This is a genomic window from Phyllobacterium sp. 21LDTY02-6, assembly GCF_023554255.2.
GTDB lineage: Bacteria > Pseudomonadota > Alphaproteobacteria > Rhizobiales > Rhizobiaceae > Phyllobacterium.
On record NZ_JAMJWD020000004.1, the window covers coordinates 507,582 to 529,286 of the forward strand.

The following is a 21,705-nucleotide window of genomic DNA, read 5'->3' on the forward strand; positions in this document are numbered from 1 at the left end:
TCCCGATCAGACGCGTTCGATAATGGTGGCGGTGCCCATGCCGGCACCGATGCAAAGGGTGACCAGCGCCACGTTGAGGTCGCGGCGCTCAAGCTCGTCGAGCACGGTGCCGAGGATCATCGCCCCGGTCGCCCCGAGCGGGTGCCCCATGGCAATGGCGCCGCCATTGACGTTGATCTTGTCGTGCGGAATGTCGAAGGCCTGCATATAGCGCAGCACCACGGCGGCGAAGGCTTCGTTCAGCTCGAAAAGATCGATGTCCGAGAGCTTCATCCTGGCGCGCTTGAGCAGCTTTTCCGTTACGTCGACGGGGCCCGTCAGCATCAATGCCGGATCGGAACCGATATTGGCGAAAGCGCGGATGCGGGCGCGCGGCTTCGAGCCGATGGCCCTGGCAGCGCTCTTCGAGCCGAGCAGCACGCCCGCCGCACCATCGACGATGCCGGAGGAATTGCCGGCATGGTGAACATGGTTGATGACCTCCACCTCCGGATGCGCCTGGATGCCGACGGCATTGAAGCCGCCCATCTCGCCGGGCATGACGAAGGAGGGATTGAGCGAAGCCAGCGCCTGCATGTCGGTGGACGGGCGCATATGCTCGTCGCGATCGAGGATCTTGAGGCCGTTTATATCCGTGATCTCAAGCACCGAATTCTTGAAATAGCCCTTCTCCCAGGCCTCGCCGGCCCGTTTCTGGCTTTCGACGGCATAGGCATCGACATCGTCGCGGCTGAAGCCGTATTTGGTGGCGATGAGATCGGCGGAAACGCCCTGCGGCATGAAATAGGCGGGCAGGCCGACCGACGGGTCCATGTACCAGGCGCCGCCCGACATGCCCATGCCGACACGCGACATGGATTCGACGCCGCCGGCGATGACGATGTCGTCGGCGCCCTGGGCGATCTTGGCGGCGCCGAAATTCACCGCATCGAGCCCCGAGGCGCAGAAGCGCGATATCTGCATGCCCGGCGCCTTGAAATCATAGCCGGCCTCGAAGGCGGAGGAGCGCGGAATGACCGCGCCCGCCTCGCCGACGGGATCGACGCAGCCATAGATGATATCGTCGACGAGGCCCGTATCGAGGCCGTTGCGGTCGCGCAGCGCCTCGAGCACATGGGCGCCGAGCCGAACGGCCGGGACCTCATGCAGGCTTCCATCCTTCTTGCCTCTGCCGCGCGGTGTGCGGACGTGATCATAGATATAAGCGTCGGCCATAATATTCTCCCTTCATGCCCGCCACCGGGGTCGAGACCCTAGAGGCTGCGGGCGATCAAAAGCTTCATGATTTCGTTGGTTCCGCCATAGATGCGCTGGACGCGGGCATCGCGGAACATGCGGGCGATGGGATATTCGTTCATATATCCATAGCCGCCATGCAGTTGCAGGCATTCGTCCACGACCTTGTTCTGCAGGTCGGTCAGCCAGTATTTCGCCATCGACGCCGTGACGGGATCGAGCCCGCCATTGACGTGGCGCTCGACGCAATGGTCGTAGAACACGCGGCCGATCGTCGTCTCCGTCTTCAGTTCCGCCAGCTTGAACTGGGTATTCTGGAACTCGATGATAGACTTGCCGAAAGCCTTGCGCTCCTTGACGTAGTCGGAGGTGATCGCGATGGCCCGTTCCGCCATGGCGATCGCGGTTCCGCCGATCTGCAGGCGCTCCTGCGGCAATTGCTGCATGAGCTGGACGAAGCCCTGCCCTTCCTCGGTGCCGAGCAGATTGGATGTCGGAACCCGGACCTCGTTGAAGAAGAGTTCGGACGTATCGTTGGATTTCAGCCCGACCTTGTCGAGGTTGCGGCCGCGCTCGAACCCCTCCTGGCCGTCGGTTTCGACGACGATCAGCGATGTGCCCCTGGCGCCCTGCGCCGGATCGGTCTTGGTCACGACGATAACCAGATTGGCCAATTGGCCATTGGTTATGAACGTCTTGGACCCGTTGATGACGTAGTGATTGCCGTCCTTGCGGGCGCTGGTCTTCACCCCCTGCAGGTCGGAACCCGCACCCGGCTCCGTCATGGCGATGGCGCCGATCAATTCGCCCGTCGCCATCTTCGGGAGCCATTTCCGCTTCTGCTCTTCCGAGCCGTAATGCAGGATATAGGGCGCGACGATGGAATTGTGCAGCGCTATGCCGAAACCATCGACGCCGACATGGCTGATGGCCTCGAGGATGGCGCTCTCATGCGCATAGGTTCCACCCGCGCCGCCATATTCCTCCGGCATCGAGGCGCAGAGCAGGCCGTTCTCGCCCGCACGCTCCCAGACGGACCTGTCGAAGATTTCCTGCTTCTCGAAACGGTCGTAATGCGGCAGGACCTCCGCCTCCAGGAACTTCCTGGCCATTTCCTGCAACATGACGACATCGTCGGTCTTCCAGGCCGGCTTCGGTACGCCTAGGACGTCCTCTGGCTGCATACCCATCATCATCCTCCTGAGATCGGTTTCCCGGGCCAGGCCCGCGGCTTTGTTCCAAAGTCTAGAATGCTTCCGCCGGCAACGCCATCATCGTCTCCGAGCCGCTCTGGATCCGCGCCAGATGCGCCGCCGTTTCCGGCATGACGCGCTCCATGAAGAACTTGCCGGTCAGAAGCTTGGTCTCGTAGAACTGGGCGTTCGCAGCGCCGGCCGCAAGCCTGGCATTGGCGGCCCTGGCCATCTGCGCCCACATGTAGCCGAGGCTCACAAGGCCGAAGAGGTGCATGAAATCGGTCGATGCGGCGCCGGCATTGTCGGGATTGGCCATGCCGTTCTGCATCAGCCACATCGCGGCGGCCTGAAGGTCGTTCAGCCCCTTCTTCAGATGCTTCGTATAGAAGGACAGCTTTTCGTCGGAGCGGTTCTCCTCGCAGAAATCGCCGACCTCCTTGAAGAAGGCCATGACGGCGCGGCCGCCATTGAGGCCGAGCTTGCGCCCGACGAGATCGAGCGCCTGGACGCCATTGGCGCCCTCATAGATCATGGCGATACGCGCATCGCGGACATACTGGCTCATGCCATGTTCCTCGATATAGCCGTGGCCGCCAAAGACCTGCTGCGCCATGACGGCGTGCTCGAAGCCCTTGTCGGTGAGCACGCCCTTCAGCACCGGCGTCATCAGGCCGAGCACATCGTCGGCCAGCTGGCGTTCGGCCTCGTCGCCGGAGCGATGGGCGACATCGGAGCGCAATGCCGACCACAGGATGAAGGCGCGGCCCGCTTCGTTGAACGATTTGATGGTCAGGAGGATGCGGCGGATATCGGGATGGACCATCAATGGGTCGGCCTTCTTGTCCGGCTCCTTCGGCCCGGTCAGCGAGCGGCCCTGGATGCGCTCCCGCGCATAGGCGGCGGCGTTCTGGTAGGCGACCTCGGCAATGGAAAGCCCCTGCAGGGCAACGCCGAGCCGCGCCTCGTTCATCATGGTGAACATGGCCCGCAGGCCCTTGTGCTCGCCGCCGATCAGGTAGCCCGTGGCATCGTCATAATTCATGACGCAGGTGGAATTGCCATGGATGCCCATCTTCTCCTCGATGGAGCCGCAGGAAACGCCATTGCGCTCGCCCGGATTGCCGTCGCCGTCGAGCTTGAACTTGGGCACGATGAAGAGCGAAATGCCCTTCACCCCTTCCGGCGCGCCCTCGATGCGGGCAAGGACGAGATGGATGATGTTTTCGGCAAGGTCGTGCTCGCCGGCGGAAATGAAGATCTTCTGGCCCGATATCCTGTAGGAACCGTCGCCATTCGGCACCGCCTTGGTGCGCAGAAGGCCGAGATCGGTGCCGCAATGCGGCTCGGTGAGGTTCATCGTGCCGGTCCAGGCGCCGTCCACCATCTTCGGCAGATAGGCCTGCTTCTGCTCATCCGTGCCATGGGTGAGGATCGCGGCGATGGCGCCCTGCGTCAGGCCGGGATACATCATCAGCGCCATGTTGGCCGACGACATGTATTCCCCGGCGGCAACATGGATCGTGTAGGGCAGGCCCTGGCCGCCGAATTCCTGCGGCACAGCGAGCCCGAGCCAGCCGCCTTCGCGATATTGCCCGAAAGCCTCGCCATAGCCCTTTGGTGTCGTCACCGAACCGTCATCGCCGCGCACGCAGCCCTGCCGGTCGCCGGACTGGTTGACCGGAAAGAGCGTATTCTCCGCCAGCTTTCCGGCCTCCCCGAGAATGGCTTCGACAATATCGGACGACGCGTCGGAAAATCCGGGCAGGTTGTTGTAACGTTCAAGCCCCAGGACATCGTTCAGCACAAACAGCGTGTCTTCCACGGGCGCGCGATAACTCGGCATAGATTTCCTCCAACACAAGCAGAAAGACAGCGCGCGGAATTCGGCACTGCCGGATCATGATTCCACTATAGGCAATTTTGACGTTTCCGTAAACGTCAAAATTGTGCGGGTGCGGCAATTTTCTCGTCCTTCGGGTCCCCACGATCAATAGACAGTAATCAATAGACGGCGATCAATAGAAGGCGATCAATCGGCGCCGCTGTCTCCGGCATTCCCATTCCCCGCGCCGGCCGTGCCTATATCCCCGGTATCGGTATCCCCAGTATCGGCATCCCCGGTATCGGCATCTCCGGTATCGGTGAGGAAACTGGCGATATAGGCCAGCGGGGCGTTCCAGTTGATGGTGATCTCGTTGGAGCCGAACGCATTGATATCATCGACATAACACAATTGCGCGACACAGCCGCTCAGCCGCTCGCGTGCGATCTCGTCGACCAGCGACGAGTTGGGGCCGCCGGCAAGCGAGCCGGGCGGCGGGTGCGGCAGCGATGGCTCGACCTGATGCGCGAACCAGCGGCTGTGCTGGTTCTTGGCGTAGAATGTGCCATAGCCGGTAACATAGGAAAGGTTCATCGGGTTGCGGCCGAGCAGATAGTCCATGCCCCGGCGGACGCCTTGCAGATAGATGGGCTTTCGCGTCAGATCGTAGGCGGCCGAAACGACGATCATGTTCTGCAATATCAGATGATTGCTGCCCCAGTCATATTGGCCATTGTCCGGCCTGTAGGGCTGGCCGAACGGCTCGGTCTCCTGCAGCGCCAGCAACCGGTCGGCTGCTGCAATCACCGACCGGCGGATATCGGCATGATCGCCCGCGGGCAGCCGGCGCTTGCCGTAGAGCGCGAGGTGCAGCCGCGCGAGGCCCGCCGTTCCCGCCCAGTCGAAAGCGCCATGGCCGCCCCTGTCGAAGACGTCGCCCGCCCAATGCGGCGACTGGCGCAGCGCCGCAAGATAGGAAGCGCCGCCGGTGGTGAGATAGAGCTCGGCTGCCGCCCAGTAAAACTCGTCGCTGACATCGCCATCGCCATAATTGCCGCCGCCCTCGAAATAGACCGAAGGCGCGTAGATGGCCGGATGCTTGCGCGCCGCCGCCCATGCCTTTTCCGCCGCCTTGCGCAATATGGCGGCGAAGGTCGGGTCATGGCGCTGGAACAGCCGCGCGCCCTGCGCTGCAGCCGCTGCAAGATTGAGCGTTGCCGCAGTGGACGGCGCATAAAGCGCCCTCGCCTTCGGATCGAGATGCGGAAGCATCGGCGGGCCCGTCCATTGCGTATCGTGAACCTTGTGATGAACCATGCCGGCGAGCGGTTCTCCGTCGGGCACGACCATCTTCAACAGGAATTCGAGTTCCCAGCGCGCCTCGTCGAGAAGATCGGGGATATTGTTGCCGTGTTCGGGAATGCGCGAGCGCCCATCCGCCGTGATGGCCGCCGGATCATTGGCGTAAAGCTCGGCGCGTTCGACGATATCCATCAACTGCGCCACCGCGATACCGCCATTGACCACATATTTCCCCTGGTCGCCGGCATCGTACCAGCCGCCCTCGACATCGAGCCTGTAGTCGCAATGCCAGTCGAGATCCGGATAGAGCTTCGCCGCTTCGTCGCGATCGAGGCATGGCACCTGCCGGTCGCCTCTGTTCGGGGCGATGCCGACATGCCCGGCCGGCCTTGCATAGGCCTCGCCGACGATATCGGCGCGGATCCCGGTGCCGCTGCGGGCGAGATAGAACCAGGACTGGGCGTCGATGCTCAATCGTTCATAGAGACCGTTGCCGATCGGAAAGGGTACGCTCTCATTGCCGGCCACCGCCAGCCGGTAGCCATCCCCGGCGCCATGAAAGGCGCTGAAATCCGCGCCATGCGTTTTGAGGCCGGACGACGGATGAGGGCCGGCGGGTACGGTCCTGCCGCGATAGACGGTGCTGCCGGCCGCATCGAGCAGCCGGAAGTCCAGCGGCTCCTGCGCATCGGATATGATCGTTGCGCCTTTGGGTCCTTGCGGCAGATAGCCGGCCTGATTGACGCGGACGGGCGAAGCGCGCTGTCCGATGGCGGTCACGGGCAGCAGGCAGCAGGCCAGGATCACCAGGCAAATGGCCAAGCGCGACAAAGACATCCGTTCTCATCTCCCACGACCGCTTTATTGGCGATTCCGCTACTAATTTAACCAGTTGTTTACCACGTTTGGCCAATGTCTCCAGAACGGTGAACCGTGTTTATTTGTGATTTGTTTTTCACGGCTTGCCGGATCGCGAGGGGCCCTGCCCCAGCTCTCCGGTTTGGCTCCAAGGCGCGACACGCCCCGGCTTTCCCATAGAGCTCAAGCAATGAACCCGAGCCGCGCAGGCGGCACAGAGATTAAGCAGGCGTCCATGACGAACCAGGGGTCACTGATGGAACAGGTCAACGTGAATCGCGCGCGGCGCGAGGCTTCGTCCTTGGATGATCTCAACAGGACGCTCGAAATCCTCGAAGGCAAGTTGCGCAAGGCGATGGCGAGCGAGCCGGCGCCGCAGCCGGAGCAGGATGATGGCGACCTCGCCGACCGTTTCGCCCGGCTGGCCTCCCGCGCCGGCGCCTCTGCGGCGAGCCAGCGCGGCCCGGAGCGCAGCCCAGAACGCGGCACGGAGCGCGCCTATGCGCCGCGCCAGGCCGATGGCAAGCACGACCTTTCCGCCGTTGCGGCGCAGCTGAAGGAATTGCGCGCCTCCGATACGCCGCATGGCAGCTCCATGAACCGCCTGCGCCTGTCGACCGCCGACCGCGCCGCGCCACGCCTCGAACATGGCTGGCCGGAACGGACGGGCCGCGGCCCATCGATCCTGCGTGACGTTCCGCCCGTGAAATATGCGGGCAGGGTCTCCGGCGAGAGCATTCCGCTGCCGCAGGCGGGCGAACCCACCCTGCCCGCCAGCTTCATGCGGCAGATGGATGAGCGGCTGGACGAAATCAGCCGCGCCATCGTCGCCAATGCGCGGCCCGCTGACCGCCATGCCGATACGGACCGGCTGGACCGGCTGGAAGCGCGCATCGCCAGCCTTGCCGGCAATGTCGAAGCCGCGCTCGACGATCGCTTCTCCGATACGCTCCTGCAGCGCATGGGCGAGCTGGCGCATCGGGTCGAAACCCTCGCCGGGACCACGCGTCCCTCGGTCGACATCGACGCGCTTTCCGACCAGCTGGCCGCCATGTCGCGCCATCTGCAGAATGCCCCGGCCGCGATCAACATTTCCGATTTCCGTGAACTCGAGCAGCGTGTCGTCCAGATCATCGACAAGCTGGAGACCATGTCCGGCCATGGCGCCAGCGAAGAGCTGGCCCTGCGCATGGACGAGCGCTTCAGCGCGCTGACCCGGCGGCTCGACGACCAGTATGAGGCAAGCGCGCATCATGGCGCCCGCCTCGCCGACAATATCGACGCCCGTTTCGAGGACATGGCGCAATATATCGCCGCCAATGTGCCGCCGGCCGGGCAGACCGATGCGGCCATCCGCAATCTGGAACTCCAGATCGCCGGCCTGGCCGAACACCTGTCCCTGTCCAATGAACGCCATGCGCAGGTGGCTTCGATCACCCCCCGTCTCGACGCCATCGAGGACTCGCTGGCGGCCAATCGCGATTTCGTCATCGAGGCCGCCCGTCAGGCCGCCGTCGAGGCCATCGGCAATGCGGCCGGTTTCGAAACACCGCATGACAGCGCCATTGCCCGCCAGCTCGCCGACGATCTGAAGGTGCTCGAAGGGCTGGCGCGGAAATCGGAAGACCGCAACACCAAGACTTTCGAAGCCATCCATGACACGCTGCTGAAGATTGTCGATCGGCTGGCATCGCTTGAAAGCGCGCCTGCCCCGGTCGAGCGGGCTGCTGAACCCGCCGCAGCGGAAGCCGATGGCCGCGAGCGGAATTCGCTCCTCGGCGGCATCACCCGCAGCTTTGATGATCACACCGCCAGCGATGATGACGGCCAGGTCGAGCCTGCCGTCGATCTCGACAGCGGCCCAAGCGAACCGGGTTCCGGCATGCCGGACCTGGATTCGATCCTGAAGCGCGTGCGCGACGACCGGCGCGAAAAGCCCCATGGCGCCGACCTTCCCTCCACCAAATCGGACCTGATCGCTGCGGCGCGGCGTGCTGCCCATGCGGCGGCTGCCGAGGCGGAAGAGCAGGAACGCGAGCCGGCCATGGCTGGCGCGGATGAGACGCCTGAAGCGCGGCGCGGCTTCTTTTCGCGCCGCCGCAAGCCGATCCTGATCGCCATCAGCGCCATCATGATCGCCATTGCCGGCCTGCAGATCAAGAACGCCTTCTTCACCGAGGCCACCGCGCCTGAAACGGCAGCATCCGTCGCCCAGCCCGCCACCGAAGCGGTACGGCCGACCGATTCCACTCCAGCTGGCTCTGGCCAGACTGACTCTGGCCTGACCGATACTGGCCCGACCGGCATTGATGCGACAGATTCAAGCCATGTCGGCGCCATCCAGCCGGCCGAGCCGGCAGCGCCGGCGACCATAGACGAGGCCATCGTCGCAGCGCCTCCCGCGACGCCGGAACCGGCTCCGGTGCAGGCCGAAACGCCGCCCGCCGAGGCGATACCCGCCGTACCGCTCGAGGCCGGACCCGACGCTTTGCGCGATGCCGCCGCTTCCGGCGATACGAAGGCGCTATATGAGATCGGCAACCGCTTCATGGATGGCCGGGGCGTCACCAGCGATTATGCCAAGGCGGCGCAATGGTACGAACTCGCCGCTACGCGCGGCTTCGCACCGGCGCAGTACAGGCTGGGCAATTTCTTCGAGAAGGGTCTCGGCGTCGAGCGTGACCTTGCCAAGGCCAGGGAATGGTACCGGCAGGCCGCCGAGCAGGGCAATACGAGCGCGATGCACAATCTCGCCGTGCTGTTCGCTGCCGGCGCCGACGGAGCGCCCGACAATGCGGCGGCAGCCCAATGGTTCAATCGCGCCGCCGAATACGGCGTCAAGGACAGCCAGTTCAATCTCGGCATCCTCGCCGCAAAGGGCATGGGCATGGCGCAGAATCTCGAGGAGAGCTACCAATGGTTCGCGCTGGCCGCCAATGCCGGCGACAAGGACGCGGCAGGCAAGCGCGATGAAGTGGCCAAGGTGCTCGACGCCGCACGGCTGGAGCGCGCCAGGGCGGCAACGGCCCTGTGGAAGGCTCGCGACACCAACAGCGAAGCCAATGCACCGCAGATACCGGCGGAATGGCAGGATGCACCGACCGTAACCGGCTCGGCCGACATCGAGAAGGCCGTGCGCAACATCCAGCTCATCCTGAAGAAGAACGGCTACGACACCGGCGGATCGGACGGAAAGATCGGCGCAAAGACGCGCGAAGCCATCATGGCATTCCAGAAGGATAATGGCCTTGCGCCGACGGGAACCGTCGATTCCGACCTCGTCAGGAACCTCCTGAAAAAGAAGGGCTGAGCCGCGGACGTAACGCATATGCCACAGCACCGCAGCTAAACTTTCGGCGGGGCTCGCAGCAGGCCAGTCGGCGTTTGACTAAAGTCGGCCGAAAGGGCAAGAAACCTTAAAGAATTGCTGTCATCCTGCGCTACGGGACGGCAATGAGAATTGGGGTTTCCCTTGGGTATCTACCTGCCTATAGCCGAGATTTCGGTCAACATCTTTGTGCTCTTCGGCATGGGTGCTGCGGTGGGCTTCCTGTCGGGCATGTTCGGCGTCGGCGGCGGCTTCCTGATCACGCCGCTGCTCATCTTCTACAACATCCCGCCGGCGGTTGCCGTCGCCACCGGCGCCAACCAGGTCATCGCCTCGTCCTTCAGCGGCGCCCTCACCCATTTCAAGCGCGGCACGCTCGACGTCAAGCTCGGCACGCTGCTGGTGATAGGCGGCGTCGTCGGCGCTGCCATCGGCATCTATGTCTTCGTGCTGCTGCGCGAGCTCGGCCAGCTCGATCTCATCGTCTCGCTGCTCTACGTCGTCTTCCTCAGCACGATCGGCGGCCTGATGCTCTATGAGAGCGTGCAGGCGATGCGCCGGACCCGGGCGGGGCAACTCGCCACGCTGAAGCGGCCCGGCCAGCACAATTGGGTGCACCGCCTGCCCTTCAAGATGCGGTTCCGCGCCTCGAAGATCTATGTCAGCATCATTCCGATCCTCGTGCTCGGCGGCGCCATCGGCTTCCTCTCCTCGATCATGGGCGTCGGCGGCGGCTTCATCATGGTGCCGGCCATGATCTACCTGTTGAAGATGCCGACCAATGTCGTCGTCGGCACCTCTTCCTACCAGATCGTCTTCGTCACCGCCTTCACCACGGTGATGCAGGCGACGACGAACCAGTCGATCGATATCGTGCTGGCCTTCCTGCTCATGTCCGGCGGCGTGATCGGCGCGCAATATGGCGCCCGTATCGGCCAGAAGTTGCGCGGCGAGCAATTGCGCGCGCTGCTGGCGCTGCTCGTTCTTGCCGTCGGCCTGCGTCTCGCCATAGAACTCTTCGTCACACCCGACGATCTTTATTCGGTCGGGCTGGCGGTGGTCACGGGGGCGCAATGATCAGGGCCGCCCTCTCGACGCTGACGCTTCTCGCAAGCCTCTCCATCGCCGCGGCCCAGCAGCTGCCCGGCAACAAGGAGACGGTGGAGATCGGCCTTTCGACCGACACGATCGCCATCACCTCCGGGTTCCGCGGCACCGATCTCACCGTGTTCGGCGCGCTGGACAATGCCGATCCGCTGATCCAGAGGCAGGGCCGCTACGATGTCGTGGTGGTGCTGGAAGGGCCGCAGCGCAGTTTCGTCGTGCGCCGCAAGGACCGCTATCTCGGCATCTGGATCAATGCGGAATCCGTCGCGTTCCAGAACATTCCCGCCTCCTATTCGCTTGCATCGACCCGCAGCCTGCAGGATATCGCGGTGCCGAAAGTGTTCCAGCAGCTCGGGATCGGCGTCTACAACATGTACTACGAGCCGATGCCGGACGGTTTCGATTCCAGCCAGTCGCTGAAGGAATTCACCGCGGAACTGCCGCGGCTGAAGCTGAAGCAGCGGCTCTATACGCAGCGTATCGGCGATGTGCAGTTTCTCTCGGCGACGCTTTTCCGCGCCACGCTGTCGCTGCCGGCAAATGTGCCGGTCGGCAAGCATGTGGCCCGCGCCTTCCTCTTCCGCAATGGCGAATTCCTGCGTGAAAGCTCCACCAGCCTGAACATCCTGAAGGCCGGCCTCGAATTCCGCATCTATCGCGCCGCCAACCAGTACAGCCTGCTTTACGGCCTCTTTGCCGTCTTCCTCGCCGTCATTACCGGCTGGATGGGCCGCCTGATCTTCCGCAAGGACTAGCGCTTCGGCCGCGCGACGACGATCAGGCCCTGCAGATATTCGCCCCGGTCGAGGCGGATCGGCTCGGTGGCGATGCTTACCGGCTCCATCGCATACCGGCCGAGCAGGTCCCTGACATGCGCTTCGGAATGCGCGTAGCGCAGCGATTCCTGCAGCAGCATGTCGTCGCTGCCGTCATGGCGCTCGACCGAGAATGCGAACAGGCCGCCGCGCTCCAGGATGGCGGCGATCGTGGCGAACGAGGCGGCGAGATCGCCGACATAGACGAAAACGTCGGCGGCCACGACGAGATCGACACTGTCGGCGGGCATTTCGAAGAGATTGACGTCTTCCTTGAGCAATTCGTCGTAAAGCTCTTTTTCGGCCGCCTGCCGCAGCATCGCCTCGGACAGGTCCATGCCGACCAGCCTCTCCGCCTGCGGCCTCAGATGCGGCGCCATGAGGCCGGTGCCACAGCCAATGTCCAGCACCGATGCGTAGCGCCGGCCCGGCGCCGCCGCCTCGATGGAAGCGGCCAGCAATTCCGGCACCCGGTATTCCAGCCGGTCCAGCAGCATGTTCTCGAAGGTCGGCGCATAGGCGTCGAACAGGGTCTCGACATAGGCCGGCGGCGGGGTCGGCGGCGCTTCGCCATGGCCGGCGGCCGCAAGCTTCAGCGCCGCGCCGAACCGGTCATCGGGGTCCTGCGCCAGCACCTCGCGCCAGATATCCGCCGCGGCATCGCCGTCGCCGGCGGCCTCGAACATTTCCGCCAGCCGGAACAGGCCGGCCGTCCAGTCCGGGACGATCTCCAGCGCCTGGCGCATGAGGTCCGCCGCGGCCACGTGGTCGCCGGCCTCCGCCAGCATTTCAGCATAGGAAGCCCGGCGATCCGCTATGAGATCGCCGGAAGAAAGAAAAGCGCGTGTCACGATGTTCAGTTCATGATCTGGAGGCGGATAGCCAATATATCGACGCTCTTGCCCGCGCCGGATATGTCGGAATTGATCTTGATCGCGCCGGTGCCATTGCCGGAGCCGGCCGGCAGTTCCACCTGCACCAGATATTCCGAGGTCGCATCCGAGACGTCATAGCGCTTGCGGCCGCAATCGCCGGCGCTGCCGAAATCGCAGCTGACGGCCATCTGCGTCGCCGGTCCGCCGGTCTTCGCCAATATGTCGAACACCGCCTTTTTGCCCGCGATCTGCTGCAGGACGCCGGGGCCGACCGCGAAGCTGATTTCATCCGCTTCGCCGGGTGATTTCACCCGCAGGAATTTCTGCGCCTGGTCGCCGGCAATGCTCGCGGTCGCCCGGCCGGAAACCGATACCTGCGACGTGTCTGCCGGCCCGAATATCTCGATCCACGTGCCTTCTGGCGGCAATTGTCCCTCTTTCAGCGGCTCATGGCTGCCGCTGGCCGGCGGATTGCTGGCGGCGGTGGTCGAAGGCTTGACCGCGATGAGGCCGGAGGCCACATACCACAGCCCGCCAAGCGCCACGGCCAGCAGCGCCGCGACGATCAAAAACTTGCGGAGACCGCCGACCCTGCTGCCTTCCGATTGCCGGTGCTTGCGCCTCGAACGATAGTCCGGGCGGTAATTGTCCGCTGTCGCCGCACGGTCCGCCGGCAGATCAGGCGTGCCGAGCAGCGCCTCGTCCTCGCCGAGAACCGGCTCCCGCCGCTCGCCGCGCGGGGCATCGGCGAATGCCGGCTCCGGGCGCGGCGATTGCGGGCGCGCTGCCGGCTCGACAGTCGGCATGGCAGGCGCCTGACGCCCCGAAGGCTCTGGCCGCAGAGGAGGCTGTTGCGCTGCGGCTCCGTTCTCGACCCGCGTGATGGTCGCCTTCAGGCGCTCGCGCCGTTCGTTGCGCTGCTGCTCGTCCAGGGCGCCATTGGCGGCGAGCGAGCGCTCATGCGCCGTCCAGGCAGATTCGTAGATCTTCTGCCGCACCGCCGGATTTGCCGCATCGGCCTTGGCCAACGCATTTCTTATTGCCTGCTCAATCGCTTCCAAACCGACGATTTTCCTTCAAAAGACCATAGGGCCGCCAAGCGCCCGTTCAGGCCGCGCATCTGATTCACGGCCAGACGATATGTTTTTCCAGCCATACCCTATCTCGTGGCTTATTCAAGACATAAGGGCAAACGGCGCATGTCAGGACCACCGCGATGACGATCCGGCGCCCGAAAAATCAGCCTTCCTGCCGGTGGGCCCTTTCATTTGAGTGCTCCTGAACTGACCGGGCACCCGCCTCGGCAAACGGGGGCCAGCGAAAGGACCGGAAAACTTCGCCCGACCATACCGGCCCCGACAAACATCCCTGCGAACGGGCACGCTCCTCGACCCCGCCCGGCCCCCTGCCAACCCCACGTCGGGCCCCCTGCCAACCCCACGGCCGCGCCCCACGGCCACAGCCCACGGCCACCTCCCGTTCAGCCCCCACGGCCACCTCCCGTTCAGCCCCCACGGCCGGCCCCCACGGCCTCAAACTCGGGACTTGCTCAATGGGCAAGGCCTGCTAGACTGTTATTACGTTTACGCAAACGTCAAAATAACATTTGGAGGAGCGGCCGATGGCGTTACCGGAAATCTTGAAGAACAATTTGCGAATTCCGGTTGTCGGCGCGCCGCTTTTCATCATTTCCCATCCTCCGCTGGTCATTGCCCAATGCAAGGCGGGCGTCGTCGGCTCGTTTCCGGCGCTGAATGCCCGGCCCGAGGCGCAGCTTGACGAATGGCTGGCCGAGATCACCGAGGCGCTGCGCGACCATGATGCGCAGAACCCCGGCAGCCCGGCCGCGCCCTTTGCGGTGAACCAGATCGTGCACCGCTCCAACAGGCGGCTGGAGCACGATCTGATGATGTGCGTGAAATACAAGGTGCCGATCGTCATTTCGTCGCTCGGCGCGGTGCCCGAGGTGAATGAGGCGATCCATTCCTATGGCGGCATCGTGCTGCACGACGTGATCAACAATCGCCATGCCAATTCGGCCATCCGCAAGGGCGCGGATGGGCTCATCGCCGTCGCTGCCGGCGCGGGCGGGCATGCCGGGCCGCTCTCGCCTTTCGCGCTGGTGCAGGAGATCCGCGAATGGTTCGACGGGCCGCTGCTGCTTTCCGGCGCCATTGCCAGCGGCAGATCCATTCTCGCCGCGAAGGCCATGGGCGCGGACCTCGCCTATATCGGCTCGCCCTTCATCGCCACCGACGAGGCGCGCGCGGTTGAAGGCTACAAGGAGATGATCGTCAATTCGAATGCGGCGGATATCGTCTATTCCAATTATTTCACCGGCATCCACGGCAATTACCTGAAGCCATCCATCGCCCAGGCCGGCATGGACCCGGACCATCTGCCCGAGGCCGACCCGACCAAGATGGATTTCGAATCGGCGACCACCGGCGCCAAGGCCTGGAAGGACATCTGGGGCTGCGGCCAGGGCATCGGCGCGGTAAAGGAAATCACCAGCGCCGGCGCGCTGGTTTCCCGGCTGGAGCGCGAATATCACGAAGCGCGGAAAACTCTCTGCGCAGCCTGATCTCGCCCTTGCATTTGCCCCGCAATGGCTGTATCAGGCCCCCATTCGGGAGGCTACGCCCCGCGCGGACGCCGGCCCCGACCGGAAAGGCAACTTTCCTGCCGCTTTAGCTCAGTTGGTAGAGCACATCATTCGTAATGATGGGGTCGCGTGTTCGAGTCACGCAAGCGGCACCAATTTCCTGATATTGCACTGCTTACAGGCCCGCCGCATCGTTGAGGATGTCGAGATAGGCGCTATAGGAAAACACGCGGCCGCGTTTACGACCGGTGATTTCCCTGACGATCCCGAGCGATTGAAGCTGCACCAAGGCGGCATTGACCGTCGGCATGGTCAGCGTGGTTTTCTCCACCGCAGCGACGGCCGTCAGGAACGGGCTGGTTCGCATGAGGTCGTGGACCTGCAGGACGGAGGCCGTGCGGTCGGCTTCCGCGACGATGCGCTCGCGATCCTCGGCCAACAGGGTGGCGATCCGGTTGGCGGTGTCGAAGGCCTGGTTGGCGGTTTCGGCAATGCCGTCGAGGAAGAATTCGAGCCAGGCTTCCCAGGCGCCCCGCTCGCGCGCCTCCTGCAAGAGACGATAGTAGTCGGCGCGGTGCGTCTTGAAATAAAGCGAAAGATAGAGCAGCGGCTGCCGCAGGACGCCCTCGGCGCAGAGGAAAAGCGTGATCAGCAAACGGCCGAGCCTGCCATTGCCATCCAGAAAGGGATGGATCGTCTCGAACTGCACATGCAGCAGGCCCGCCTTGATGAGCGCCGGGATTTCCGGCGTTTCCGCATGCACGAAGCGCTCCCAGTCGCCGAGGCATTTCATCACCTCGTTGGGAGGCGGGGGGACGAACATCGCGTTGCCGGGACGTGTACCGCCGATCCAGTTTTGCGAGGTGCGGAATTCGCCGGGGTTTTGCGTTGCCCCGCGCCCGCTATCGAGCAATTTGCCATGCATCTCCCGGATGAGGCGCAGCGAAATCGGCAGTTCGGCCATGCGTTCAAGGCCGTACATCATCGCATCGACATAGTTGGAGACTTCGCGAACATCGTCCAGCGGCTTGCCGGTCAAAGCCTCGGTTTCAAACCGCAGGAGATCGGACAGGGTCGATTGCGTTCCCTCGATCTGCGACGACAGAACCGCTTCCTTGCGCACATACATATAGAGGAAAAGTTCCTTGTTGGGCAGCAGGATGGAAACACCGTCAAGCCGTCCGAGCGCCCGCTCCGCTTCGCTCAAGCGGGTCAGCAGATGGGAAAGACCGACAGGCGGCTCCGGCGGCAGAGGCGGCGGAACGAAGGCTCTCACGCGCTCGCCGGCAACAGCCGTTTCGACAAATCTGCCGAGGCGTCCGTCAAGATTGGACGTATGTGGCACAACTCGGCTCCGAATGTTAATCATCCGGGATTTTAATAGCTGAGTTTGCTAATTAAAGAAACAGCGATTTTGTTTATTAGCGTTGGTCGTTAATTAAATCCGGGATGTCAATGCAGGACCCTGTGGCTGTTGGTTCCGCCCGGGTTCCTCCCGGCGGAGATTGCGATGCCGGTTTGACTCCACCGGCAATCGGCGTAGTGTGACGGCAGCATCGGGACTACGCTTAGCGGCCGGTGCATGAGAGATGATATGCGCTCCCGCCCAGGTCTATATCGGCAGGAGCAGGCAGGCTCCCCGGATATTTTCCATATTTCGCAACAGCAGCACAGGCAGCGCGCTTTCGCGCGGCCGGACATGTGCGCTTCACATCGCCAAGGGAGATCGATCGATGGCCAAGGGTCAAAAACGCAGCAGCAAGGAAATCAGGAAGCCGAAACAGGCCAAGGCGCCGGCGGCCGCCAAGGAAACCGCCTTCAGCGAAACGACCAAGCGGCTCGATATCGCCAAGGGCCGTTGACGATGGCGGCGGGATTGCGGTCGTTCAAGGCCGCGTGCCCGGTCTGCGGCGAGATCGCGGCGCATACGGCTTCGGCAAACCTCATGAGGGTCGTCTGCCTGAATTGCGGCCGGTTCCAGCTTTCGGATGCGGCGCTGCAGGCGCTGGTGCGGCTGCCGGCCCATGAGCGCGAATTGATGCTGACGAAGGCACGGCAGGAGGCGCAAGGCGGGGAATCATACCCATCGCTGCGGGCGTTCCGCGGCGCGGCGGCACGGGCAACGCTGCCGACCTGAAGGCTGGAAGCATGGCGGCGGCTGGAGCCGGCGACAGGGCGGCCGGGCAACTGGGGGCAGCCGGAAAAACCGTGGCAGACGGCATGTATCATTGTAGCAAACCGGTAACACTTGTTCACAAACATTTCGCTGCCACCGGCAGCCATCGATAGCCCGTTCGCGGCGCATTTTCAGGCGAAGGGCATGATTCTGCACGCAAAACATGATAAAGCGCCACAAGTTTCAGCCGATCCGGACCAAGCTGCTGATTTCATTTTAGAATATTCCTAAATCTTAGCGATTGCGCCTCAATATTCGAGCACGTACACGATTTCCAGAGACCAACTGCTGCCGGAGAGGCAGCCATTAACGGCCGCCGCATGAACGCTCATACATTGCAGATAACCGAGCTTTACGAAGTCGAGCACAGCCGGCTGCGTTCCTTCGTGCGGCGGCTGATCGGCAATCCGGTCATGGCGGAGGATCTCGTCCAGCAGGCCTTTGCCAATATATTGGCGAAGCATGGCCAGGCCGGCACGATGAGCGCGGCCTATGCCCGGAAGGCGGTCCGCAATCTGGCGCTCAATCATCTGCGCGATGCGCGCCGCAGGGCCGAGATCGAGGTACCCGGCATCGAATTCGACCAGATCGCCGATGCGGCCCCTTCGCCGGAACTCGTCACGCTGTATCGCGACGAACTGCGCCGCCTGCTCGAGGCGATCCTGCGCCTGCCCGTTCGCCGCCGCGAAGCCTTCGTGCTGAACCGGATCGAGGGGCTTTCCTACGACGAGATCGCCGCGCAGATGAATATTTCGCGCAATACGGTGATCTCGCATGTGGTTGCCGCGATGCTGGAGCTCGACCGCCAGCTGAGTTGAGATTTGCATCGATCGGAGACGCCGGACCGATGCAACGGAATTCCAGGGAGCAGATGCAGGAAGTCGATACCGATCCCGTTTTCAGGCAGGCGCTGGAGTGGTTCCTTCTCGTCAGGGATGAGAAGGCCTCCGACGAAGATCGCGCCGCGCTGGAAACATGGCTTCTGGCCGACCCGGCGCATGGCCTCGCCTATGCGCGCGCCAGGCGGCTGTGGGATCGCTTCGATCTGGTCAAGCCGGAATATGAGCGCCTGAGCCGCTCCGGGCGTATCGGCCGCCGCAGCCTGCTGCTCGGCGGGCTTGTCGCTCTTGTCGGCGCGCCTTCGCTCTATGTGGTCGCCCGTCCCGAGTTTTCGGCCGATTACAGCACCGGCATTGCCGAGCGCCGCACGTTCACGCTGCCCGATGGCAGCACGGCCGAGCTTGGCAGCCATTCGGCCGCTTCGCTGCAATTCACCGAGGGGGAGCGCCGGCTGGTGCTGCATCGCGGCCAGGGATTCTTCCGCGTGGCGGCGGAGGCGCGGCGGCCCTTCCTAGTGGAAGCGGCGGCGGGAACGACGCGGGCGCTCGGAACCCAGTTCGACGTGAAGCTGAGCGACGCCGAGGTCACCGTGGCGGTACTCGAACATTCGGTTGCGGTCGAGACGCCGACAGCCGCGCCGGTCGTGGTCCGGGAAGGCTGGCAGATCAGCTATGGCGAGGATGGGCCGCGGCCGCCCGCCCGCGTCGATGCGACTGGCGTCAAGGCCTGGCGGCAGGACCGCATCGTCTTCGAGGACGTCCCCTTGCGGCGCGTGCTCGTGGAATTGCAGCGCTACCGTCACGGCAGGATCATGCTGATGGACAATGGCATCGGCGCGACGCCGGTGACGGCGATCTTCGAGACCGCGCACGCGGAAAAGGCGCTGCAGACGATCGCGGAAACGCTGCCCGTGCGCATCGTCAACGCCACGGCCTATCTGACCTTCGTCTATGCCCGCTAGCAGTACGCGGCAAAATAATTTGCCTGCGCGCTCATTGGTTCGGCGTTGTCGGGTGTCTAACACCATGAGGACCAGAAAAACACGGTGCCTCGCGACAGCAACAGGACGGGGTGAATTCATGCGGGGCGGAAGAAGATCGGGACCAGAAGCCGGGGACCTGGCGCAGCAAAATCCGGCAGGACCGCTGCTGAAACCGGCATTGGCCGCTGTTCTCACCATCGCGGCGGCGATGACGGCGCCGGCCGCGCTGGCCCAGCAACCGGTTTCCCAGGAAGCCGCGACGCAGCGCCGGGCCTCGTTCAATATCGCGCCGCAACCGCTTTCCTCCGCGCTGGTGGCGTTTTCGCAGGCGACGCAGATGCAGCTGTTTTTCAACGCAAACCTCGCGCGCGGCAAGAATTCGCCCGGCGCACGCGGCCCGCTGACCAACAGCGAAGCTGTGCGGAAGATCCTCGCCGGTTCCGGCCTCACCTATCGCATCAGCGGCGGCACGGTGACGATCGTCGATCAAGGCGCCGCCGTGATCACGGGCAGCACCTCGGCCGATGGCTCGATCGCCCTCGAACAGATCAATATCAGCGGCGAGAATGCCTGGGGCCCGGTGCAGGGCTATGTGGCGAAGCGCAGCGCCAGCGGCACCAAGACCGACACGCCGCTCATCGAGACGCCGCAATCGGTTTCCATAGTCACCGCCGACCAGATCAAGACCACCAAGCCGGCATCCATGGCCGATGCCCTGTCCTATACGCCCGGCATCGTCAGCCAGTCGCCGGCCTTCTCGCGCATGGTCGACGATTTCATGGTGCGCGGCTTCAATGTCGCCACCGGCGATCTCGGCATGCTGCGCGACGGCATGAAACTGCAGACCAATGTCTATGACGGCGCGCAGGAGCCCTATGGGCTGGAGCGGGTGGAAGTCCTGCGCGGCGCCTCGTCCATGCTTTACGGCCAGCTCGGCCCCGGCGGCGTCGTCAATGCCATCAGCAAGCGGCCGACCGCCGAGCCGCTGCACGAGGTCAATGTCGAATATGGCAGCTATGACCGCAAGCAGGTCTCGGCGGATTTCGGCGGCCCGCTCACCGAGGACGGCGCATGGTCGTACCGGCTGACGGGATTGCTGCGCGATGCGGACAATTGGGTCGACGACGTGCCGGACGACCGCCGCTATATCGCGCCGGCGCTGAAATGGAGCCCGGACGATGCCACCTCGCTGACCCTGCTCGGCAGCTACCAGCAGATACGCACCCGATTTGCCCCGCCTTTGCCCTATGACGTCGTCAGGTCGGAGCGGATACCGCGCGACATGTTCGTGGGCCAGCACGGCTATGACCGCTATGACAGCGACATGTTCACGCTCGGATACCTGTTCGAGCACGAGTTCGACAACGGGTTGAAGCTGCGCAACAATGCGCGCTATTTCCGCGCGGACGTGCAGTGGGACTATCTCACCGTCACCGGCCTCAGCGGCGATACGCTGCGGCGCGGCCTGTGGAACCGCACCGAGAAATCCACCGGCTTCACCACCGATACGTCGCTGCAATACGAGTTCGACACCGGTCCGGCCGAACATACGGTACTCGGTGGCATCGATTATTACCGCGGCACCTATGAATCGCATCGATTTGCCGGGGCGGTGGGGCCGCTCGATCTTTCCGACCCCGTCTATGACGCGACGCCCATCGTCAACTTTGCCAGCGATCGCGGCTGGTATCAGTCGAGCAAGCAGATCGGCGTCTATCTGCAGGACCAGATCAAGATCGACAAATGGGTGCTGCTGCTTGGCGGCCGCTATGACTGGAGCGACAGCGGCGTGACGAGCTACCGTTCGGGCGTGGTATCGAACCGGAAGGACGAAGCCTTCACCGGCCGCGCCGGGCTGGTCTATCTCTTCGACAATGGCCTCGCGCCCTATGCGAGCGTCAGCCAGTCCTTCGCGCCGACGACAGGGCCGGACGGGCTCTATGGCATGTTCGAGCCATCGAAGGGCACGCAATATGAAGTCGGGCTGCGCTATCAGCCGCCCGGCAGCAATTTCCTGCTCAGCGCCGCGATCTATGATCTTACCCAGACCAATGTCGTCACTTCCGCCGATGGCGGCATCACTTTCGAGCAGATCGGCGAGGTCCGCTCCCGTGGCTTCGAGCTGGAAGCCAAGGCCGAATTCGGCAATCTGAACCTGATCGGCAGCTATGCCTATACGGATGCGCGTTCGGTCAAGGGCAGCCAGACGATCCCGGCCGGCGAGCGCGTGGCGCTGGTGCCCTACCATACGGTCTCGCTATGGGCGGATTATGCGCTGGACGATGTCGGCCTGAAGGGTGCGAAGATCGGCGCCGGCGCCCGCTATCTGAGCTCAGCCAATATTCCGGATTTCGACAAGGATGTGCCCGGGCGCGTGCTGGTGGACGCGATGGTGAGCTATGATTTCGGCGCCATCGACAAGAAATACGAAGGCGCCACGCTCTCCGTCAATGCGCGCAATCTTTTCGACAAGAAATACTATACCTGCGTCGATTCCGGCGGCTGCCGCTATGGCGAACCGCTGACGGTGACGGCGAGCCTGGGCTATCGCTGGTAGCGCAGG

Annotated in this window: 16 protein-coding genes and 1 tRNA gene; 10 read left to right on the forward strand and 7 right to left on the reverse strand. The window is 63.7% G+C overall.

What is annotated here, in order from left to right:
* Nucleotides 1-6 precede the first annotated feature (6 nt).
* The 4 genes from M8997_RS16565 to M8997_RS16580 all read right to left on the reverse strand — a co-directional run bounded on the left by M8997_RS16565 (nucleotide 7) and on the right by M8997_RS16580 (nucleotide 6,393).
* Nucleotides 7-1,215 (reverse strand): acetyl-CoA C-acetyltransferase, encoded by a 1,209-nt coding sequence (locus tag M8997_RS16565; protein ID WP_250020216.1) that lies wholly within the window; start codon nucleotides 1,213-1,215, stop codon nucleotides 7-9.
* A gap of 38 nt (nucleotides 1,216-1,253) precedes the next feature.
* On the reverse strand, nucleotides 1,254-2,426 hold the full coding sequence (locus M8997_RS16570; protein WP_250020217.1) for an acyl-CoA dehydrogenase family protein: 1,173 nt from the start codon (nucleotides 2,424-2,426) through the stop codon (nucleotides 1,254-1,256).
* Between the two features lie 55 nt (nucleotides 2,427-2,481).
* On the reverse strand, nucleotides 2,482-4,275 hold the full coding sequence (locus M8997_RS16575) for an acyl-CoA dehydrogenase C-terminal domain-containing protein (protein ID WP_250020218.1): 1,794 nt from the start codon (nucleotides 4,273-4,275) through the stop codon (nucleotides 2,482-2,484).
* A gap of 186 nt (nucleotides 4,276-4,461) precedes the next feature.
* The gene (locus M8997_RS16580; protein ID WP_250020219.1) at nucleotides 4,462-6,393 is read right to left on the reverse strand and encodes a glycoside hydrolase family 9 protein; all 1,932 of its coding nucleotides are present in this window, start codon (nucleotides 6,391-6,393) and stop codon (nucleotides 4,462-4,464) included.
* Nucleotides 6,394-6,670: 277 nt separating this feature from the next.
* On the opposite strand from M8997_RS16580, the gene M8997_RS16585 reads away from it, so the two are divergent.
* The 3 genes from M8997_RS16585 to M8997_RS16595 all read left to right on the forward strand — a co-directional run bounded on the left by M8997_RS16585 (nucleotide 6,671) and on the right by M8997_RS16595 (nucleotide 11,604).
* Nucleotides 6,671-9,724 (forward strand): peptidoglycan-binding protein, encoded by a 3,054-nt coding sequence (locus tag M8997_RS16585; protein ID WP_250020220.1) that lies wholly within the window; start codon nucleotides 6,671-6,673, stop codon nucleotides 9,722-9,724.
* A gap of 162 nt (nucleotides 9,725-9,886) precedes the next feature.
* Nucleotides 9,887-10,819 (forward strand): sulfite exporter TauE/SafE family protein, encoded by a 933-nt coding sequence (locus M8997_RS16590; RefSeq protein WP_250020221.1) that lies wholly within the window; start codon nucleotides 9,887-9,889, stop codon nucleotides 10,817-10,819.
* Nucleotides 10,816-11,604 carry a TIGR02186 family protein gene (locus tag M8997_RS16595; RefSeq protein WP_250020222.1) on the forward strand — a complete coding sequence of 263 codons (789 nt, stop codon included), beginning with the start codon at nucleotides 10,816-10,818 and terminating at the stop codon, nucleotides 11,602-11,604. Before M8997_RS16590 ends, M8997_RS16595 begins: the two co-directional genes overlap by 4 nt.
* On the opposite strand, the gene M8997_RS16600 is transcribed toward M8997_RS16595, so the two are convergent.
* Together M8997_RS16600 and M8997_RS16605 are read right to left on the reverse strand one after the other, a co-directional pair.
* On the reverse strand, nucleotides 11,601-12,515 hold the full coding sequence (locus tag M8997_RS16600) for a methyltransferase domain-containing protein (RefSeq protein WP_250020223.1): 915 nt from the start codon (nucleotides 12,513-12,515) through the stop codon (nucleotides 11,601-11,603). The genes M8997_RS16595 and M8997_RS16600 overlap by 4 nt on opposite strands.
* Before the next feature lie 5 nt (nucleotides 12,516-12,520).
* Nucleotides 12,521-13,567: a hypothetical protein gene (locus M8997_RS16605; RefSeq protein WP_250020224.1), complete on the reverse strand. Its 1,047-nt coding sequence runs from the start codon at nucleotides 13,565-13,567 to the stop codon at nucleotides 12,521-12,523.
* Between the two features lie 593 nt (nucleotides 13,568-14,160).
* Between M8997_RS16605 and M8997_RS16610 the strand changes: the two genes are divergently transcribed.
* Nucleotides 14,161-15,123: a nitronate monooxygenase family protein gene (locus tag M8997_RS16610; RefSeq protein WP_250020225.1), complete on the forward strand. Its 963-nt coding sequence runs from the start codon at nucleotides 14,161-14,163 to the stop codon at nucleotides 15,121-15,123.
* A 100-nt stretch (nucleotides 15,124-15,223) separates the two neighbouring features.
* A tRNA-Thr gene (locus tag M8997_RS16615) sits at nucleotides 15,224-15,299 on the forward strand.
* A 20-nt stretch (nucleotides 15,300-15,319) separates the two neighbouring features.
* On the opposite strand, the gene M8997_RS16620 is transcribed toward M8997_RS16615, so the two are convergent.
* Entirely contained in the window at nucleotides 15,320-16,489 is a 1,170-nt protein-coding gene (locus M8997_RS16620; RefSeq protein ID WP_250020226.1) for a Fic/DOC family N-terminal domain-containing protein, read from the reverse strand.
* A 388-nt stretch (nucleotides 16,490-16,877) separates the two neighbouring features.
* On the opposite strand from M8997_RS16620, the gene M8997_RS22165 reads away from it, so the two are divergent.
* The 5 genes from M8997_RS22165 to M8997_RS16640 all read left to right on the forward strand — a co-directional run bounded on the left by M8997_RS22165 (nucleotide 16,878) and on the right by M8997_RS16640 (nucleotide 21,699).
* Complete coding sequence (locus M8997_RS22165; RefSeq protein WP_256473331.1) at nucleotides 16,878-17,006, forward strand: hypothetical protein; 129 nt, start codon at nucleotides 16,878-16,880, stop codon at nucleotides 17,004-17,006.
* A 2-nt stretch (nucleotides 17,007-17,008) separates the two neighbouring features.
* Nucleotides 17,009-17,281 carry a hypothetical protein gene (locus tag M8997_RS16625; protein ID WP_250020227.1) on the forward strand — a complete coding sequence of 91 codons (273 nt, stop codon included), beginning with the start codon at nucleotides 17,009-17,011 and terminating at the stop codon, nucleotides 17,279-17,281.
* A 359-nt stretch (nucleotides 17,282-17,640) separates the two neighbouring features.
* Nucleotides 17,641-18,138 carry an RNA polymerase sigma factor gene (locus M8997_RS16630; protein ID WP_250020228.1) on the forward strand — a complete coding sequence of 166 codons (498 nt, stop codon included), beginning with the start codon at nucleotides 17,641-17,643 and terminating at the stop codon, nucleotides 18,136-18,138.
* Between the two features lie 29 nt (nucleotides 18,139-18,167).
* The gene (locus M8997_RS16635; RefSeq protein WP_250020229.1) at nucleotides 18,168-19,121 is read left to right on the forward strand and encodes a FecR domain-containing protein; all 954 of its coding nucleotides are present in this window, start codon (nucleotides 18,168-18,170) and stop codon (nucleotides 19,119-19,121) included.
* Nucleotides 19,122-19,239: 118 nt separating this feature from the next.
* Nucleotides 19,240-21,699 (forward strand): TonB-dependent siderophore receptor, encoded by a 2,460-nt coding sequence (locus M8997_RS16640; protein ID WP_250020230.1) that lies wholly within the window; start codon nucleotides 19,240-19,242, stop codon nucleotides 21,697-21,699.
* Nucleotides 21,700-21,705 lie beyond the last annotated feature (6 nt).

Bases quoted from the DNA above. Each gene is read 5' to 3' on its own strand.
- M8997_RS16595 (WP_250020222.1), top strand. From the start codon at position 10,816: ATGATCAGGGCCGCCCTCTCGACGCTGACGCTTCTCGCAAGCCTCTCC.
- M8997_RS16585 (WP_250020220.1), top strand. From the start codon at position 6,671: ATGGAACAGGTCAACGTGAATCGCGCGCGGCGCGAGGCTTCGTCCTTG.
- M8997_RS16635 (WP_250020229.1), top strand. From the start codon at position 18,168: ATGCAACGGAATTCCAGGGAGCAGATGCAGGAAGTCGATACCGATCCC.
- M8997_RS16630 (WP_250020228.1), top strand. From the start codon at position 17,641: ATGAACGCTCATACATTGCAGATAACCGAGCTTTACGAAGTCGAGCAC.
- M8997_RS16565 (WP_250020216.1), bottom strand. From the start codon at position 1,215: ATGGCCGACGCTTATATCTATGATCACGTCCGCACACCGCGCGGCAGA.
- M8997_RS16625 (WP_250020227.1), top strand. From the start codon at position 17,009: ATGGCGGCGGGATTGCGGTCGTTCAAGGCCGCGTGCCCGGTCTGCGGC.
- M8997_RS16575 (WP_250020218.1), bottom strand. From the start codon at position 4,275: ATGCCGAGTTATCGCGCGCCCGTGGAAGACACGCTGTTTGTGCTGAAC.
- M8997_RS16610 (WP_250020225.1), top strand. From the start codon at position 14,161: ATGGCGTTACCGGAAATCTTGAAGAACAATTTGCGAATTCCGGTTGTC.
- M8997_RS16580 (WP_250020219.1), bottom strand. From the start codon at position 6,393: ATGTCTTTGTCGCGCTTGGCCATTTGCCTGGTGATCCTGGCCTGCTGC.
- M8997_RS16640 (WP_250020230.1), top strand. From the start codon at position 19,240: ATGCGGGGCGGAAGAAGATCGGGACCAGAAGCCGGGGACCTGGCGCAG.
- M8997_RS22165 (WP_256473331.1), top strand. From the start codon at position 16,878: ATGGCCAAGGGTCAAAAACGCAGCAGCAAGGAAATCAGGAAGCCGAAA.
- M8997_RS16570 (WP_250020217.1), bottom strand. From the start codon at position 2,426: ATGGGTATGCAGCCAGAGGACGTCCTAGGCGTACCGAAGCCGGCCTGG.